Consider the following 16,261-nt stretch of genomic DNA (forward strand, 5'->3'; position numbering starts at 1 on the left):
CATGACGTTACAACAATGGTGTTTTTCCTGGCGCGGCCGTCTGGGACGACGTGATTTCTGGATCTGGCAGGCGGTCTGGGTGCTGACAACGACACTGTTATTTACCCTGGCAGCAAACGACTGGGTTGATACCCAGATGGCGGCCTTTGGCGTGGTTTGCCTGCTGTGGCCCGCCAGCGCAGTCATTGTAAAACGTCTGCACGATCGTAATCGTCCCGGCTACTGGGGATTTCTGGTGATTGTTGCCTGGCTGCTGGTGGCAGGAAACTGGAGCATGCTGAGCGGCATTCTGCCCTGGCTATTGGGTCGCGCTATTCCCTTTGTGTTAATCGCTGGCCTGCTGCTCGAACTTGGCGTTTTTCGCGGCACCCCCGGCGCTAACCGGTTTGGTACCGCGACCCAGCCGGTACGATACCGGCAAACGGCTCACCAGTAATGTTCGCTGGTGATATGGCCCGGCTTGCGCTTCAGGTGCTTCCGCATCTCGCGCGTCTCTTTCAGTAATTGTTGCGTATCACGCACCATCTGCGGATTGCCGCACAGCATCACATGGCTGCTATCGGCATCCAGCGTTAATCCTGTGGCACGCTCCAGCTCGCCATTTTCGATCAGCGCCGGAACCCGGCCCGTCAGCGAACCGGGGATCGTTTCGCGGCTCACCACCGTCTGGATGTGCAGCTTGCCCTGATAATGCTGCTGCAGTTGCTGCATCAGGGGCAAAAAGCTCAGGTCTGCCGCATAGCGTGCGGCATGGACCAGCACGATGTTTTCAAAGCGATCCAGCCCTTCGCCTTGCTGAAGCATGGAAAGGTAAGGGCCAATAGCGGTGCCGGTTGCCAGCATCCATAATGTTTTGCACTCCGGAACTTCATCAAGCACAAAGAATCCTGCGGCTTCTTTCGTGACCATCACCTGATCGCCAGGCTGGAGTGCCTGCAGATGCGGACTCAGCTTGCCCTCGGGCACGGTGACCAGGTAAAACTCCAGCAGATCATCTTTCGGCGCATTGACGAAAGAGTAAGCGCGCTGCACACGCTCACCGTCAATTTCCAGTGCCAGCTTGGCAAATTGCCCGGCGATAAAGGGATCGATAGGCGCTTTGACCCGGAGACTGAACAGCGCATCCGTCCAGTTTTTCACTTCCTTTACTTCCGCATTGACCCACTCAGCCATAATCACTCCCTGGTTGTTGATTATTCAGGCAGGTCACCATTTTCGCGACTAGCCAGTGAGAATGCCAGCTTGCGCCCAGGCAAAGGCTCTAATCGACAAACTGTTGCTTTGCCTTTACAGGCTGGCCCATAAACTTGACGGGCGCAAGCCGGGACCTTTCGGCCTGCCTCTCGCTTTGTCATCTAATCCTGATATTTTGCCCGCTATAACAAGATGACTGGCGGGTGAACCGCTGTTTTAACCTCCTTTCACAGAAAGAAATTTTGCATAATCATGATTAGTAAACTGGAAAATCGCCCGCTGCTGGTGATGCTCATTGTGCTGGTGGCCGTTGGGCAGATGGCACAGACCATCTATGTCCCGGCGATGTCGGTAATGGCGGACGCTCTGAATGTGCGGGATGGCGCGCTGCAGCGTGTAATGGCGGCTTATCTGATGACCTATGGCGGATCCCAGCTGATCTACGGACCACTGTCAGACAGCGTGGGTCGCCGTCCGGTGATCCTGGCAGGCATGGCGATCTTTATGATCGGCGCAATCACGGCTCTGATGGCGACCTCACTCGATATGCTGGTGCTCGGCAGCGCTATTCAGGGACTGGGAACCGGCGTGGCTGGCGTAATGGCCCGTACTATGCCGCGAGATCTGTATGAGGGGCACGCGCTGCGCCGCGCTAACAGCCTGCTTAATATGGGCATCCTGGTCAGCCCGCTGCTGGCACCGGTGATTGGCGCCCTGCTGACCCAACTCTTTGGCTGGCATGCCTGTTTCGCCTTCCTGCTGCTGCTTTGTCTGGCGGTTACGCTGTCAATGGCACGCTGGCTGCCGGAAACCCGGCCGGAGAGCACGGAAGTGACCCCTTTCTTCAAACGCTACGCTCGCCTGCTCAGCGACGCGAATTTCGTTCGCTACATTGTGCTGCTGATTGGCGCGCTGGCCGGGATTGCGGTATTTGAGTCGAGCTGTGGCGTGCTGCTGGGCGGCGTTCTCGGTCTGCATAGCCTGACCGTTAGCATCCTCTTCATCCTGCCAATTCCGGCGGCGTTCTTCGGTGCCTGGTTCGCTGGTCGCGAGCAGGGTTCATGGCACAGTCTGATGTGGTGGGGCGTGAATAGCTGTCTGCTGGCAGGCATTCTGATGTGGATCCCGGCGTGGTTCGGCATAATGAATATCTGGACGCTGCTGGTGCCTGCCGCGCTGTTCTTCTTTGGCGCTGGCATGCTCTTCCCGCTGGCGACTTCAGGGGCAATGGAGCCGTATGCCTGGCTGGCGGGTAGTGCGGGCGCGCTGATTGGCGGGATGCAGAACCTGGGATCGGGCCTGGTGGCGTGGCTGTCGGCCATGATGCCACAGCGCGATCAATTCAGCCTTGGCATGCTGATGTTCTTCACGGCGCTGGTGATGCTGCTCTGTTGGTTGCCACTCTCACGTCAGCCGGAGCGCGGCAACCAGCCGGTTACAGGATAAACGGATGGAGCGCCGGATCTTTACGGTCGAGATAGTGAATCGACTGGATGCGGCGAATGGTGCGTGATTTACCGCGAATCAGCAGGGTTTCGCTGGTGGCGATATTGCCCTGACGCGTAATGCCTTTCAGTAACTCGCCACTGGTAATGCCGGTGGCGGCAAACACCACGTTGTCATTGCGCGCCATCTCACCTAGCGTCAGCTTCTTACCCGCTTCAATCCCCATCTCTGCACAGCGTTGCAGTTCCTGCTCGCCAAGCCGACGATTTTCAGCGCTGTCGCCTTTGACGTGGTGACGCGCCAGCAACCGGCCCTGCATATCGCCATCCAGCGCGCGGATGACTGCCGCAGAGACCACGCCTTCGGGGGCGCCGCCGATGCCATACATCACATCCACTTCGCTGTCTGGCATGCAGGTCAGAATCGAGGCGGCGACATCGCCATCCGGGAAGGTAAATACCCGCACGCCCAGCTGCTGCAATTCGCTAATCACCGCATCATGACGCGGCTTAGCCAGGATCGACACAGTCAGCTGTGACAGCGGCTTATTCATCGCAATCGCGATATTACGCAGGTTAGTTTCCAGCGGCAGCTCGAGGTCGATCGCGCCATGTGCGGCAGGACCTACGATCAGTTTTTCCATATACATGTCGGGGGCGTGCAGAAAGCTGCCTTTATCGCCCACAGCCATTACGGCCAGCGCATTCGCCTGGCCAAGCGCCGTCATGCGGGTACCCTCAATCGGATCGACGGCAATATCGACTGCATCACCGTGACCGGTACCGACTTTTTCACCGATATAGAGCATCGGGGCTTCGTCGATTTCGCCTTCACCGATCACAATCTGACCGTCAATTTCAATGGAGTTCAGGACATGACGCATGGCATGGACAGCCGCTCCGTCAGCCGCATTTTTGTCGCCGCGTCCTAACCAGTGATAGCCTGCCAGGGCGGCAGCTTCGGTTACGCGGGAAAATTCAATCGCAAGTTCTCGTTTCATGGCATCTACCTGACAAAAAACCGGCAGGCAGTGTATCACAGCGGGGAGAGCGGGGCGGGGAAAAGGCCCGCGACGGCCAACGTCGCGGGCGTTGATATTACTCCTGTTCTTCCCATGCCTGGGCGCGGGCAACCGCTTTTTTCCAGCCAGCATAACGGAAGTTACGCTCGGTGGTTTCCAGACTTGGACGGAACTCACGCTCGATAACGGCTTTAGAGCGTACTTCATCCAGATCCTGCCAGAAGCCAACAGCCAGACCAGCCAGATACGCAGAACCCAGCGCGGTTACTTCACGCACTTCCGGACGCTCAACACGGGTGCCAAGGATGTCAGCCTGGAACTGCATCAGGAAGTTGTTGGATACCGCACCACCATCCACGCGCAGGGCCTGCAGGCGGGTATTGGCATCGTTCTGCATCGCTTCCAGAACGTCACGCGTCTGATAAGCGATTGACTCCAGCGTCGCGCGGATGATGTGGTTAGAGTTTGCGCCGCGGGTCAGACCGAAGATCGCGCCACGGGCATACGGGTCCCAGTAAGGTGCGCCCAGACCGGTGAAAGCAGGCACCATGTAAACGCCATTGGTATCTTTCACTTTCATCGCAAAGTATTCAGAGTCAGCCGCTTCGCTGATCAGCTTCATCTCATCACGCAGCCACTGAATAGAGGCACCACCGATAAATACAGCACCTTCCAGTGCATAGTTCACTTCACCGCGCGGGCCACAGGCGATAGTGGTGAGCAGGCCGTGAGTCGAGGTCACCGCTTCCGTACCGGTGTTCATCAGCATGAAGCAGCCGGTACCGTAGGTGTTTTTTGCCATGCCAGGCTGTACACAGAGCTGTCCGTACAGTGCGGCCTGCTGGTCACCGGCGATACCGGCGATAGGAATACGTGTACCGCCTTTACCACCAATGTTGGTCTGGCCGTAAACCTCAGAAGAGGACTTCACTTCTGGCAGCATTTCACGCGGGATATCCAGGATATCCAGCATGCGCTGATCCCACTCGAGCTTATGAATATTGAACATCATGGTACGGGAGGCGTTGGTGTAGTCGGTGATGTGCACGCGTCCCTGAGTCATTTTCCATACCAGCCAGGTATCAACGGTACCGAACAGCAGCTCGCCACGTTTTGCACGCTCACGCGAGCCTTCAACGTGATCCAGAATCCACTTCACTTTTGTACCGGAGAAGTAAGGGTTAATCACCAGACCGGTGGTGTGCTGGATGTACTCTTCCAGACCTTCTTTCTTCAGTTTGTGACAGTAGTCAGCGGTGCGGGGATCCTGCCAGACGATGGCGTTGTAGATCGGTTTGCCGGTCTCTTTTTCCCAGACAATAGCGGTTTCGCGCTGGTTGGTAATACCGATTGCCGCAATCTCATCAGAGCGGATATCGGCATGGGCCAGCACTTCGACCAGCGTCGAGCTTTGTGAAGCCCAGATATCCATCGGGTCATGTTCTACCCAACCCGCTTTCGGGTAGATCTGGGTGAATTCGCGCTGCGATACCGCGACGATATTGGAGTCATGGTCGAGAACGACGGCGCGGGAACTGGTTGTGCCCTGATCGAGCGCGACAATATATTTTTTATCTGTGGTAGTCATAAATTCAGTCCTGATGATAAAAAGTGAAACTTACGCTTTACGCTGCTGAGCGCGTGCAACCGGTTTTTCTGCTGGAACACTGGGTTCCTGCGCGGCACCTGGCAGGTAGCGGCCAATCAGTGTGCGATAACCTACTGCACCCAGGCAGGCACCGACCAGCGGGCCAAAAATAGGGACCAGGAAGTAAGGAATATCTTTACCACCCGTAAAGGCAACGTTACCCCAGCCAGCGAAGAAGGCGAACAGCTTAGGTCCGAAATCACGCGCCGGGTTAAGAGCAAAGCCGGTCAGCGGACCCATTGAGCCACCAATAACAGCGACCAGCAGGCCAATCAACAGCGGCGCCATCGGTCCACGCGGAACACCGTTGCCATCGTCGGTCAGCGCCATAATCACCGCCATAAGCACGGCGGTAATGACCATCTCGACCAGGAACGCCTGACCGACGCTGATGTGCGGGTTAGGATAGGTTGAGAAGATACCCGCCAGATCCAGACTCTGAACCGTACCGCGTACCATCTGATGACTTTGTTCGTAATCGACAAACAGGCTGTAGTAGAGACCATAAACCAGCGCGGCCGCGCAGAATGCTCCGGCGATTTGCGCCAGAATATACGGGACCACTTTACGGCCTTCGAAGTTGGCGAACAGACAAAGCGCAACCGTAACGGCAGGGTTCAGATGGGCACCTGATACCCCAGCGGTAAGATAGACAGCCATTGAGACCGCTAAGCCCCAGATGATGCAGATTTCCCACTGACCGAAGGCGGCACCGGCGAGTTTCAGTGCAGCCACACAGCCTGCACCAAAGAAAATAATCAAGCCTGTCCCCAGAAATTCGGCAATACACTGACCTTTGAGCGTGTTAGTTGTCTGACTCATAATAGTGGTTCCTGAAGCGAGGTTAAATTTTATCAGTTTTTGTTCTCAGTCCATGAGGCACCCCGTTTTAATGTAGGGCTGATGTGAATTTATCGTTAACGAACATAAACGAGAAATAGCGAAATCGTTTTTTGTGTACTGCGTCATAAAAATGCGCGTTTTCGCGTATTCTGGCTTTCCTTAGCCCATATTCGCGCCTGATTACAGGAAGAGTGGACCCTTGCCGAAAAGCAGCAACAGTAAGCGCAGCGTAAATTCAGGGATTGGCTGAAAAGTGTTACAGACTGCGCTCGCAGCGGCCACGTTGCTGGACTTGAGGGGTGAGGCTACATACAATCGGGACAACGTTGCTGGCTTAAGCTGGCATCATCAACGCCTTGCAGGAATTTAGGAGAGGTCAGAAAGATGTCATTTGAAGTGTTTGAGAAACTGGAAGCGAAAGTACAGCAGGCGATTGATACCATCACCCTGTTGCAGATGGAAATCGAAGAGCTGAAAGAGCAAAACAACTCACTGCGTAACGATGCGCAACAAGTCGCGGGCAACCACGATGCGCTGATGCGTGAAAATCAGCATCTGAAAGAAGAGCAACACGTGTGGCAGGAACGTCTGCGTGCATTGCTGGGAAAAATGGAAGAGGTTTGAAGCCTCAGCTGATGTGAAAAACGGGTGCTCTGGCACCCGTTTTCATGTCTGGCTTATTCGAGGTCCAGCGCATCCTCTGACAGAATGATACCGGTGTTGTCGGCATAAAGATGATCGCCGGAGAAGAAGGTGACGCCGCCGAAATTGACACGCACATCGCTTTCGCCAATCCCTTCACCTGCAGCGCCTGCCGGAATCGCGGCAATGGCCTGAATGCCAATCTCCAGCTCTTCCAGCTCATCAACCTGGCGTACCGAACCGTAAACCACCAGGCCTTCCCACTCATTAGTTGCCGCCAGGCGTGCCAGTTGGGCATCGACCAGCGCACGACGCACTGAGCCGCCGCCATCAATCACCAGTACGCGACCCCGACCATTCTCTTCCAGCAGATCGTAGAGTAAGCCGTTGTCTTCAAAGCATTTCACTGTGGTAATCTGACCACCGAATGAAGTGCGCCCACCAAAGTTTGAAAAAAGCGGTTCAACAACATTCACTTCTTCATGGTAGATATCGCAGAGTTCAGATGTATCGTATTTCATAAGGGTTTCGTCTGTTTGCCACAGGAAGGGTAAGTATATCGCTATATGCAGATTGTTGGCAAAATCATCAGTATGAAAAAAGCATCGTTCGATCAAGAACATGCATAAAAAAGCCCAGCCGGGTGGGCTGGGCTTCGGAAAAGCGCTGAATCCGTGAATCAGAGAATGAAGCGGCTAAGGTCTTCGTCAGCCACCAGTTCATCCAGATGTTTAGCCACATAGTCAGCATCGATGGTAAAGGATTCACCATGACGATCGCTGGCGTCATACGAGATATCTTCCATCAGACGCTCCAGCACGGTATGCAGGCGGCGCGCACCAATATTTTCGGTGGTTTCGTTAACCTGCCATGCGGCTTCAGCGATCCGGCGAATACCCTCTTCGGTGAACTCGATGTTCACGCCTTCGGTATTCATCAGTGCTTTGTACTGCACGGTAATCGAGGCATTCGGCTCGGTCAGGATGCGCTGGAAATCATTGACGGTCAGCGCCTGCAGCTCAACACGAATCGGCAGACGGCCCTGAAGTTCCGGAATCAGATCGGAAGGGCTGGCAACCTGGAACGCACCTGAGGCGATAAACAGGATGTGGTCAGTTTTCACCATGCCATGCTTGGTGGAGACGGTGCAGCCTTCAACCAGCGGCAGCAGGTCGCGCTGAACGCCTTCGCGAGAGACATCGGGTCCGCCCGCATTCTGGCCGCCGCGCTTACAAATTTTGTCGATCTCATCGATGAACACGATACCGTGCTGCTCGACCGCTTCAATCGCATCCTGCTTAAGCTCTTCCGGGTTAACCAGTTTTGCCGCTTCTTCTTCGATCAGGAGCTTCATCGCTTCTTTGATCTTCAGCTTGCGGGCTTTCTGCTTCTGGCCGCCGAGGTTCTGGAACATCGACTGCAGCTGGCTGGTCATCTCTTCCATGCCTGGAGGGGCCATGATTTCGACGCCTGGGCTGCTGGCAGCCAGATCGATCTCAATCTCTTTATCGTCCAGCTGGCCTTCGCGCAGCTTCTTGCGGAACGACTGGCGTGCCGCAGAAGGTTCAGCGCTCTGTTCTGACTGGCCCCAGTTGTTTTTCGCTGGCGGAATCAGCACATCAAGAATGCGCTCTTCTGCCATCTCTTCGGCACGATATTTGTTCTTTTCAATCGCCTGACTGCGCACCATCTTAATGGCCGAATCGGTCAGGTCACGAATGATAGAGTCCACTTCCTTACCGACATAACCGACTTCGGTAAATTTAGTCGCCTCGACTTTGATGAACGGTGCATTGGCCAGCTTGGCCAGACGACGTGCGATCTCGGTTTTACCGACACCGGTCGGACCGATCATCAGAATGTTTTTAGGGGTCACTTCATGGCGCAGCTCTTCGTCGAGCTGCATGCGGCGCCAGCGGTTGCGCAGTGCAATAGCCACGGCGCGCTTGGCGCTGTCCTGGCCGATGATAAAGCGGTTTAATTCGCTGACGATTTCGCGTGGAGTCATCTCAGACATATTTATACCTTTACGCCTTAGACGTTAATTCTTCGAAATTAACGTTGTGGTTAGTGTAGATGCAGATATCACCCGCGATATTCAGCGACTTCTCGACGATGTCGCGTGCGCCCATTTCGGTATTCTCCAGCAGCGCACGTGCCGCTGCCTGGGCGAAAGGCCCACCGGAGCCGATGGCGATCAAATCGTTTTCAGGCTGGATGACGTCACCGTTACCGCTGATGATCAGTGAGGCTGACTCATCCGCGACGGCCAGTAAGGCTTCAAGGCGACGCAGCATACGGTCGGTACGCCAGTCTTTGGCCAGCTCCACCGCTGCTTTCACCAGGTGGCCCTGATGCATTTCCAGTTTACGTTCGAAAAGTTCAAACAGGGTGAAGGCGTCTGCGGTGCCGCCAGCAAATCCGGCAATCACCTTATCATTGTATAAACGACGCACTTTTTTTACGTTGCCTTTCATCACGGTATTGCCGAGCGTAGCCTGGCCATCACCGCCAATGACTACCTGGCCGTTGCGTCGTACACTTACTATTGTTGTCACGGGCAGACCCCTTGTTGCTGTCGGAAAAGGACTCCGCGCACGGGGCGCGGAGTATCATGCAACAGATATGGGGCGGGTTTGACGGGTTTCAACCCCCGACAGAGAGCGGAATACAGCTGGAATGTCCGGAACTGCGCAGACGTTTCAGGGTACTGTCAGCGGATGCACGATCTTTATACGGACCAATCACGACGCGATTCCAGCCCCCACCGGTAGTAATGCGGCTTTCAAAGCCTTCAAAAGCTAAGCCCGCACGCACCGATTCAGCCTGGTCAGTACCTTTAAATGAACCACACTGCACCATCCAGCGCTGCGAAGAGGCTTTCTCCACCGGTTTCGCCTTCGCGGTCTCCTGCGGTTTTGACTCCACTTCCGGTTCCCGCGTTATAGGCGCAGGTTGCGACTGGCGTTGTACGTTTTGCTGCTGCTGCTGCTGCTGCTGCTGCTGCTGCTGCTGACGTTGCAATTGTTGCTGACGCTGTTGTTGTTGCTGCAACTGCTGCTGGCGTTGCTGTTGCTGCTGAGCCTGCAACTGCTGGCGTTGTTGCTGAACCTGTTGCTGCTGCTGTTGTTGCTGAACCTGCTGCTGTTGACGTTGCAGCTGTTGCAACTGCTGCTGATGCTGGAGTGTCTGCTGACGTTGCGCCGGCGTCTGTTCATTCCAGGGCACTTCATTGAGCTGCGTCGGCTGCTGACGCATATCCGCCTGCATCTGCTCCAGCAACTGGCGCTGCTCGTCGGTCAGCTGGGTCTGCGACTTCACTTCGCCACCCGAAGAGGGTTCGATAGGGGTCGGCACAGTAACCTGACGATTCTCCAGCTCTTTAATATATTTCCAGCGCTCCTCGGGCTTCGGCGGTAAGCCATTGCCGTTGGCTTTATGATCCGTAATGACCGGCACGTCTTCTTTCTTGTGATGCGCCAGGAACCATAAACCACCGGCAAAGGTCACCAACACTGCGACCGCCAGTACAATCATCAGTTTAGATGTTCCCGAACCGCCTTTGCTCTTCTTGCCACGGCTGGGGCTTTTTTTGCGACGCGTCCCTGTTGAACGCCCGCGGCCTACGTAATCTTTTTGTGCCACTCTCGTTCTTATACCCTTCAAAAATAGTGCCAGATGGGCGAAATGATGATTTTTACGCGCCCGGCAAGGAGTCCGCCATGTTACTTAAGGGTCGGAACTTTGACCAGCAGTGTTCGCCTTAAGAATCTACTGAAAAAAACAGACGAAAATGCTTATTTCTCGCGCTTTTTTGCTCGCGCTGTACTGCCCCGGATGGTCAATCCGGCATCCAGCAACCGCGAACCGCTGATCACCCGCTTACCATTTAACTCATCCAGCAGCAGCAGCATCGCTTCCCGGCCTATCTGATAGCGTGGCTGGGTGACCGTGGTCAGCGGCGGCTCGCAGTAACGTGATAACTCAATGTCATCGAATCCGACCACAGAGAGATCTTCAGGTATCCGCAATCCACAGCGTCTGGCCTGATTCATCGCCCCCAATGCCATAATGTCGCTGTGGCAGAACAGGGCACGCGGCGGTAGCGGCAGCGTCATCAGCTGATTCATGGCGGCAACGCCCGCCTCAAACGTGAAGTCACCGCGCACAATATAAGTGGGATCGACCGTCAGCCCGCTGCGGCGCATCGCCTGAACATATCCCTGCAGACGATACTGGCAGAGCGGCATCTCTTCCGGTCCGGCGATACAGGCGATCTGCGTATGGCCCAACTGCAGTAAATGATTCACCGCTTCAAACGCGGCGGTCAGGTTATCAATGTGAACCGTGGGCAGCGACATTTCCGGCGCAAACTCATTCGCCATCACCATGGGTGGCAGGTTACGTTGCTCATCAATGCTGGCATCAAAAGGCAGCTGTGAGCCAAGCAGCACCATGCCATCGATCTGTCGTGTGACCATCAGGTTGAGAAAGGTTCTCTCCTGCTGATTCTGATGGGCGCAGTCGCCGATCAGTACCAGATAGCCCTCTTCGGCTGCTGTGACTTCGACGCCACGAATGATTTCACTAAAGAAGGGATCGCAGATGTCAGGGACAATGACCAGGATGGTACGTGTCTCATTACGACGCGCGTTGCGTGTGGGGCCATGTGCCGCATAGCCGACGGCGGCAACCGCCTGCTCGACTTTATGGCGGGTGGCCGCAGAAACCTTTTCTGGATTCATCAGCGCACGCGATACGGTGGCGGTTGAGACGCCCGCGTGTTCCGCGACATCCTTCATCGTGGCGGCGGGCGATTGTTGATTCTGCTCCAACACATGCTCCTGACGCGTTATGGCGCGTTCGATTCTGTTTTTGCCTGACCTGAAAGCAAACCGGGCAACATTGTTAACGATTGCCCGGCTGGTTGTTACTTAATTTGCATAAAAATTGTGACTTATGCGACATTTTTCGATCTGGCTCGCAGTGTCAGAAAAAATCAGCTCTCGGTCGGGTCAATATCCAGCGTCCATTTCACTTTGCGCGCGGCGGGTAGCGTGGAAACCAGCGGCAATGAACTGCTCAGCAACTGCTGCAGACGCTGCCGGGAAGGATGCTGAAGCAGCAGTTGCCAGCGCCAGCGTCCACTGCGTTTTGGCTGCAGAGCAGGCAATGGACCCATAAACCACATCGCCTTGTCATTTAGCGGGCTCGCCTCCAGCAGATTGCGGAGTTGCTGCAGGAATTCCGCCGCCTGCTGATTATCCATATCTTCCGCGCGGAACAACGCATGGCGGCTCCAGGGCGGCAGGTGAACTGCCTGTCTCTCCAGCAGCGCCTGCTGAGCAAACGCCGAATAACCCTGGTGCAGCAGCGTCTGCAACAGCGGATGTTCCGGATGGTGCGTCTGCAGCAGCACCTCGCCCTGTTTGCCGGCACGGCCAGCGCGACCGGCGACCTGGGTATAGAGCTGCGCAAAGCGTTCCGCCGCACGAAAATCGGCTGAGAACAGTGCTCCATCGACATCCAGCAGTGACACCAGCGTGACATCGGGGAAGTGGTGGCCTTTGGCCAGCATCTGCGTGCCGACCAGAATACGTGCGCCACCGCGATGGACATCAGCCAGATGCTGCTCCAGCGCGCCTTTGCGGCTGGTGGTATCACGATCGATTCGCGACACCGGCACGCCAGGGAAGAGTGTGCCGAGCTGCTGCTCCAGCTGTTCTGTCCCGACACCTACCGGCAGCAGATGGGTTGAGCCACACTGCGGGCATTGATTAGGCAGTGGACGCTGGCTGTCACAATGGTGGCAGCGTAGCTGGCGATGATGCTGATGCAGCGTGTAATAGCGGTCACATCGGGTACACTCGGCAATCCAGCCGCAATCGTGACAGAGCAGGGCGGGCGAAAAGCCGCGGCGGTTAAGAAACAGCAGCACCTGATTATCGGCCTGCAGATGCTGGCGCATTTTACCAATCAGGCCCGGTGCAAGGCCGCCGATTAGCTGCACACCTTTTAAATCGATAAGCTGTTGCAGTGCCGGTCTGGCATTACCGGCACGCTTTGTCAGGTCGAGCTGGCGATACTTGCCGCTACGCACATTGTGCAGTGTTTCCAGCGCGGGCGTCGCCGATCCCATGACAATCGGGATATCCTCTTCATGGGCGCGGAAGACAGCCAGGTCACGCGCCTGATAGCGCCAGCCTTCCTGCTGCTTATAAGAGCTGTCATGCTCTTCATCAATAATGATGACGCCAGGACGGGCCAGCGGCGTAAACAGCGCCGATCGCGTGCCAATCACAATCGCCGTTTCGCCGCGCCGTGCACGTAACCACACCGCCAGCCGCTCACTGTCATTTAAGGCAGAGTGCAGCACATCGATGGGCGCATCAAAACGTTCGCGAAAACGGGCGATAGTCTGTGGGGTTAAGCCAATCTCCGGCACCAGCACCAGCGCCTGTTTACCGCGTGCCAGCACATTTTCCAGCACACTAAGGTAGACCTCAGTTTTGCCGGAACCGGTGATACCCGCCAACAGCCACGCTGCATAATGTTCATCATCTGCCCGAATCGCACCGACGGCCATCGCCTGATCGGTGTTCAGTCGCAGACGTTCACCTTTCACGGCATAGGTGGTACGCCAGTCATGCCTCTGCGGCTGATGCTCATGCAGTTCGCATAGCCCTTTGGCCCGCAGTGCCTGCAGTGTCGCCTCCGTCAGATCGTGTTCAGTGACCTGATGACGATAGAGCGGTTGCTGACGCAGAGCAGCCAGTGCCTGCTGCTGTTTAGGTGCCCGCTTTAAACTTTCTGGTGCAGTTTCCCGGCCCTGCTCGGTAATTTCCCAGCGCCACAGTGGATTGTCCTGCGCCGCTTTGCCCTGGCGCAGCAGTACCGGAATCGCGTGGCTCAGCACTTCTCCCTGCGGCGAGTGATAGTAGCTGGCGGCCCAGTTAAGAATGCGCCACAGTGAGGGCGGATAGAGAGACTCACTATCCAGTACCTCGATCACGTGCTTGAGTTGTGCTTCCGGCAGATCGCTGCTGTCACGAAAGGCGACCACAATCCCGATCATCCTGCGATTGCCAAAGGGCACACTCACGCGACCGCCGATGACCGGCTGCGCACCCTGTGGCGGCAGATAATCAAACAGGCGGGGCAAGGGGACGGGCAGGGCGACCTGGACTACGGGCATAACTCTCTCTTTCCGGCATAATCATAGGGTAAGCTAGTGTACACGCTGACCCTGACGGCGGGTATCTCAGCAGAAGTTTGCAGCAATCGAAAGTTACCTGTATAATATGCCGCCTTCGGTGAGAAAGATCTGGCCGGAGTACACCCTATAATGTTCAACCGCGTGTGGTGCTGTGCAGGTTAACGCCTGGCACGGAGAGCGACACGGCCTTCTATGAGGTTTCCCATGAAACAAGGTATTCACCCGAAATACGAAGCAGTTACTATCAAATGTACCTGCGGCAACGAGATTCACACCCGTTCAACACTGACTCACGAACTGAACCTGGACGTTTGTGGCAAATGCCACCCGTTCTATACCGGTAAGCAGCGTGAAGTGGCAACTGGTGGCCGTGTTGACCGCTTTAACAAGCGTTTCAGCGTGCCGGGCGCTAAAAAATAAGATTAAAAGGCACCTGAACCTGCGGGTTCGGCGGCAAGAAAAACCCAGCTTCGGCTGGGTTTTTTTATGGCTGAAAGATCAATACTCCCAGGTATCCGGGTCGACACCCATCTGGCGCATGATTGCTTTTGCTTCTTCCGGAATCTCATCACTGCGCTCTTTGCGCAGGTCGACGTCATCCGGCAGCGGTTGGCCCGTAAAGGCATGTAAAAAGGCTTCGCAAAGCAGCTCGCTGTTGGTGGCGTGACGCAGGTTGTTTACCTGACGACGGGTACGCTCATCCGTTAAAATCTTCAGCACGCTCAATGGGATAGATACTGTAATCTTCTTAACCTGCTCGCTCTTCTTACCGTGCTCAGCGTACGGGCTGATATATTCGCCGTTCCATTCAGCCATGGGTTACCTTAATTAATAAACGTTAAATGTGAGGAAATCAGCGGATTATGCCTGATTTTTTCCTGCCTGGCCCCTGATATGGCGGGTTTTCTTCGCTCACTACCACTGCATTGCAGAGGGGAACGCCAGGCGATGACGCATAATTTTAGCGGTTATTGCGTTTTTGCTCAATCTATACGCAAAGACATTTAGATGTCCAGATGTATTGACGTCTAATTAGGGGGTGATATCCTGTGGCCTACCTTTTATTCACTCTTCAGGAACAATTCGCTCATGACCCGTAAACCGGCAACCATCGCAGTGCGCAGCGGTTTGAATGATGACGAGCAATATGGCTGCGTTGTCCCGCCCATTCACCTCTCGACCACCTATAACTTCCTGGATTTCAATGAACCGCGTGCGCATGACTACTCCCGTCGTGGCAACCCCACTCGTGATGTCGTACAGCGTACCCTGGCCGAACTGGAAGGGGGAGCGGGCGCGGTATTAACCAATACCGGGATGTCGGCGATTCACCTGGTCACGACAGTGTTCCTGAAGCCTGGCGATCTGCTGGTTGCGCCACACGACTGTTATGGTGGCAGCTATCGACTGTTTGACAGCCTGAACAAGCGCGGCGCGTATCGGGTGAAATTTGTCGATCAGGGCGATCCGGTGGCGCTTAAGGCGGCACTGGATGAAAGTCCTAAACTGGTGCTGATTGAAAGCCCCAGCAATCCGCTGCTACGCGTAGTGGATATCAGTGCAATTTGCGCCGCCGCGCGTGCGGCAGGTGCCATCAGCGTGGTGGACAACACCTTTATGAGTCCGGCGCTGCAGAACCCTCTGGCGCTGGGCGCTGATCTGGTGATCCACTCCTGTACCAAATACCTCAATGGCCACTCCGATGTGGTGGCGGGCGCGGTGATTGCCAAAGATCCGCAACTGGCGACCGACCTGGCCTGGTGGGCTAATAACATTGGTGTGACCGGCGCGGCGTTTGACAGCTATCTGCTGCTGCGTGGGATTCGTACACTGTCGCCGCGTATTGCAGCGGCACAACGCAACGCACTTGCGATTGTTGAGTATCTGAAGCAGCAGAAGCGGGTGAAAAAGTTGTATCATCCTTCGCTGCCGGAAAACGCCGGACACGAACATGCCGTACGTCAGCAGCGCGGCTTTGGCGCGATGCTGAGTTTTGAAATCGACGGTGATGAGGCGCTGCTGCGCCGCTTCCTGAAAGCGTTGCGGCTATTTACGCTGGCGGAATCGCTGGGCGGAGTAGAGAGTCTGATCTCCCATACCGCCACCATGACGCACGCGGGGATGTCGGCAGAAGCACGCGCGGCAGCGGGCATTTCCGATACGCTGCTACGGATTTCTGTCGGTATTGAAGATCACGAAGATTTAATTGCCGATCTGGATAATGCATTCCGGGTCGCAGCCGAGGGTTAAG

Annotated in this window: 16 protein-coding genes; 5 read left to right on the forward strand and 11 right to left on the reverse strand. The window is 55.6% G+C overall.

The window, feature by feature from the left end:
• The first annotated feature begins 1 nt into the window (after position 1).
• The gene (locus ACR8BF_RS00755) at positions 2–436 is read left to right on the forward strand and encodes a DUF805 domain-containing protein (protein ID WP_179899250.1); all 435 of its coding nucleotides are present in this window, start codon (positions 2–4) and stop codon (positions 434–436) included.
• Here the strand turns inward: ACR8BF_RS00755 and fpr are convergent.
• Entirely contained in the window at positions 427–1,173 is a 747-nt protein-coding gene (fpr, locus tag ACR8BF_RS00760) for a ferredoxin--NADP(+) reductase (RefSeq protein ID WP_179899251.1), read from the reverse strand. The two genes, ACR8BF_RS00755 and fpr, sit on opposite strands and share 10 nt — an antisense overlap.
• A 273-nt stretch (positions 1,174–1,446) precedes the next feature.
• On the opposite strand from fpr, the gene emrD reads away from it, so the two are divergent.
• Entirely contained in the window at positions 1,447–2,640 is a 1,194-nt protein-coding gene (gene emrD, locus ACR8BF_RS00765; RefSeq protein WP_434745431.1) for a multidrug efflux MFS transporter EmrD, read from the forward strand.
• Here emrD and glpX read toward each other — a convergent pair.
• The 3 genes from glpX to ACR8BF_RS00780 all read right to left on the reverse strand — a co-directional run bounded on the left by glpX (position 2,630) and on the right by ACR8BF_RS00780 (position 6,131).
• Positions 2,630–3,640, reverse strand: a complete 1,011-nt coding sequence (gene glpX, locus ACR8BF_RS00770; protein WP_434745432.1) for a class II fructose-bisphosphatase — start codon at positions 3,638–3,640, stop codon at positions 2,630–2,632. The genes emrD and glpX overlap by 11 nt on opposite strands.
• A gap of 97 nt (positions 3,641–3,737) precedes the next feature.
• Positions 3,738–5,249: a glycerol kinase GlpK gene (gene glpK / locus ACR8BF_RS00775; RefSeq protein ID WP_179899254.1), complete on the reverse strand. Its 1,512-nt coding sequence runs from the start codon at positions 5,247–5,249 to the stop codon at positions 3,738–3,740.
• A gap of 30 nt (positions 5,250–5,279) precedes the next feature.
• Positions 5,280–6,131 carry an MIP/aquaporin family protein gene (locus tag ACR8BF_RS00780; RefSeq protein ID WP_434745433.1) on the reverse strand — a complete coding sequence of 284 codons (852 nt, stop codon included), beginning with the start codon at positions 6,129–6,131 and terminating at the stop codon, positions 5,280–5,282.
• 405 nt (positions 6,132–6,536) lie between these two features.
• Here ACR8BF_RS00780 and zapB point away from each other — a divergent pair, with 405 nt between their 5' ends.
• Positions 6,537–6,776 (forward strand): cell division protein ZapB, encoded by a 240-nt coding sequence (gene zapB, locus ACR8BF_RS00785; RefSeq protein WP_003851242.1) that lies wholly within the window; start codon positions 6,537–6,539, stop codon positions 6,774–6,776.
• A 53-nt stretch (positions 6,777–6,829) separates the two neighbouring features.
• Here the strand turns inward: zapB and rraA are convergent, their stop codons facing one another.
• The 6 genes from rraA to priA all read right to left on the reverse strand — a co-directional run bounded on the left by rraA (position 6,830) and on the right by priA (position 13,989).
• On the reverse strand, positions 6,830–7,315 hold the full coding sequence (rraA, locus tag ACR8BF_RS00790; RefSeq protein WP_003851240.1) for a ribonuclease E activity regulator RraA: 486 nt from the start codon (positions 7,313–7,315) through the stop codon (positions 6,830–6,832).
• Between the two features lie 158 nt (positions 7,316–7,473).
• Positions 7,474–8,811 carry an HslU--HslV peptidase ATPase subunit gene (gene hslU, locus ACR8BF_RS00795; protein WP_090967185.1) on the reverse strand — a complete coding sequence of 446 codons (1,338 nt, stop codon included), beginning with the start codon at positions 8,809–8,811 and terminating at the stop codon, positions 7,474–7,476.
• A gap of 10 nt (positions 8,812–8,821) precedes the next feature.
• The gene (gene hslV / locus ACR8BF_RS00800) at positions 8,822–9,352 is read right to left on the reverse strand and encodes an ATP-dependent protease subunit HslV (protein ID WP_003851234.1); all 531 of its coding nucleotides are present in this window, start codon (positions 9,350–9,352) and stop codon (positions 8,822–8,824) included.
• Between the two features lie 88 nt (positions 9,353–9,440).
• Positions 9,441–10,439: a cell division protein FtsN gene (gene ftsN / locus ACR8BF_RS00805; protein ID WP_434745434.1), complete on the reverse strand. Its 999-nt coding sequence runs from the start codon at positions 10,437–10,439 to the stop codon at positions 9,441–9,443.
• A 152-nt stretch (positions 10,440–10,591) separates the two neighbouring features.
• Entirely contained in the window at positions 10,592–11,629 is a 1,038-nt protein-coding gene (gene cytR / locus ACR8BF_RS00810; protein ID WP_179899257.1) for a DNA-binding transcriptional regulator CytR, read from the reverse strand.
• A gap of 164 nt (positions 11,630–11,793) precedes the next feature.
• A complete protein-coding gene (gene priA / locus ACR8BF_RS00815; protein ID WP_434745435.1) occupies positions 11,794–13,989 on the reverse strand; it encodes a primosomal protein N' in 2,196 nt (731 codons plus the stop codon).
• 225 nt (positions 13,990–14,214) lie between these two features.
• Between priA and rpmE the strand changes: the two genes are divergently transcribed.
• Positions 14,215–14,430, forward strand: coding sequence for a 50S ribosomal protein L31 (gene rpmE / locus ACR8BF_RS00820; protein WP_003851227.1), 216 nt, complete (start codon positions 14,215–14,217; stop codon positions 14,428–14,430).
• 78 nt (positions 14,431–14,508) lie between these two features.
• Here rpmE and metJ read toward each other — a convergent pair whose 3' ends face one another.
• A complete protein-coding gene (gene metJ, locus ACR8BF_RS00825; protein WP_009088019.1) occupies positions 14,509–14,826 on the reverse strand; it encodes a met regulon transcriptional regulator MetJ in 318 nt (105 codons plus the stop codon).
• A 273-nt stretch (positions 14,827–15,099) separates the two neighbouring features.
• Between metJ and metB the strand changes: the two genes are divergently transcribed.
• A complete protein-coding gene (gene metB / locus ACR8BF_RS00830) occupies positions 15,100–16,260 on the forward strand; it encodes a cystathionine gamma-synthase (protein ID WP_434745436.1) in 1,161 nt (386 codons plus the stop codon).
• Position 16,261: the final 1 nt, after the last annotated feature.

The organism is Candidatus Pantoea rara, from assembly GCF_051136265.1.
Lineage (GTDB): Bacteria > Pseudomonadota > Gammaproteobacteria > Enterobacterales > Enterobacteriaceae > Pantoea > Pantoea rara.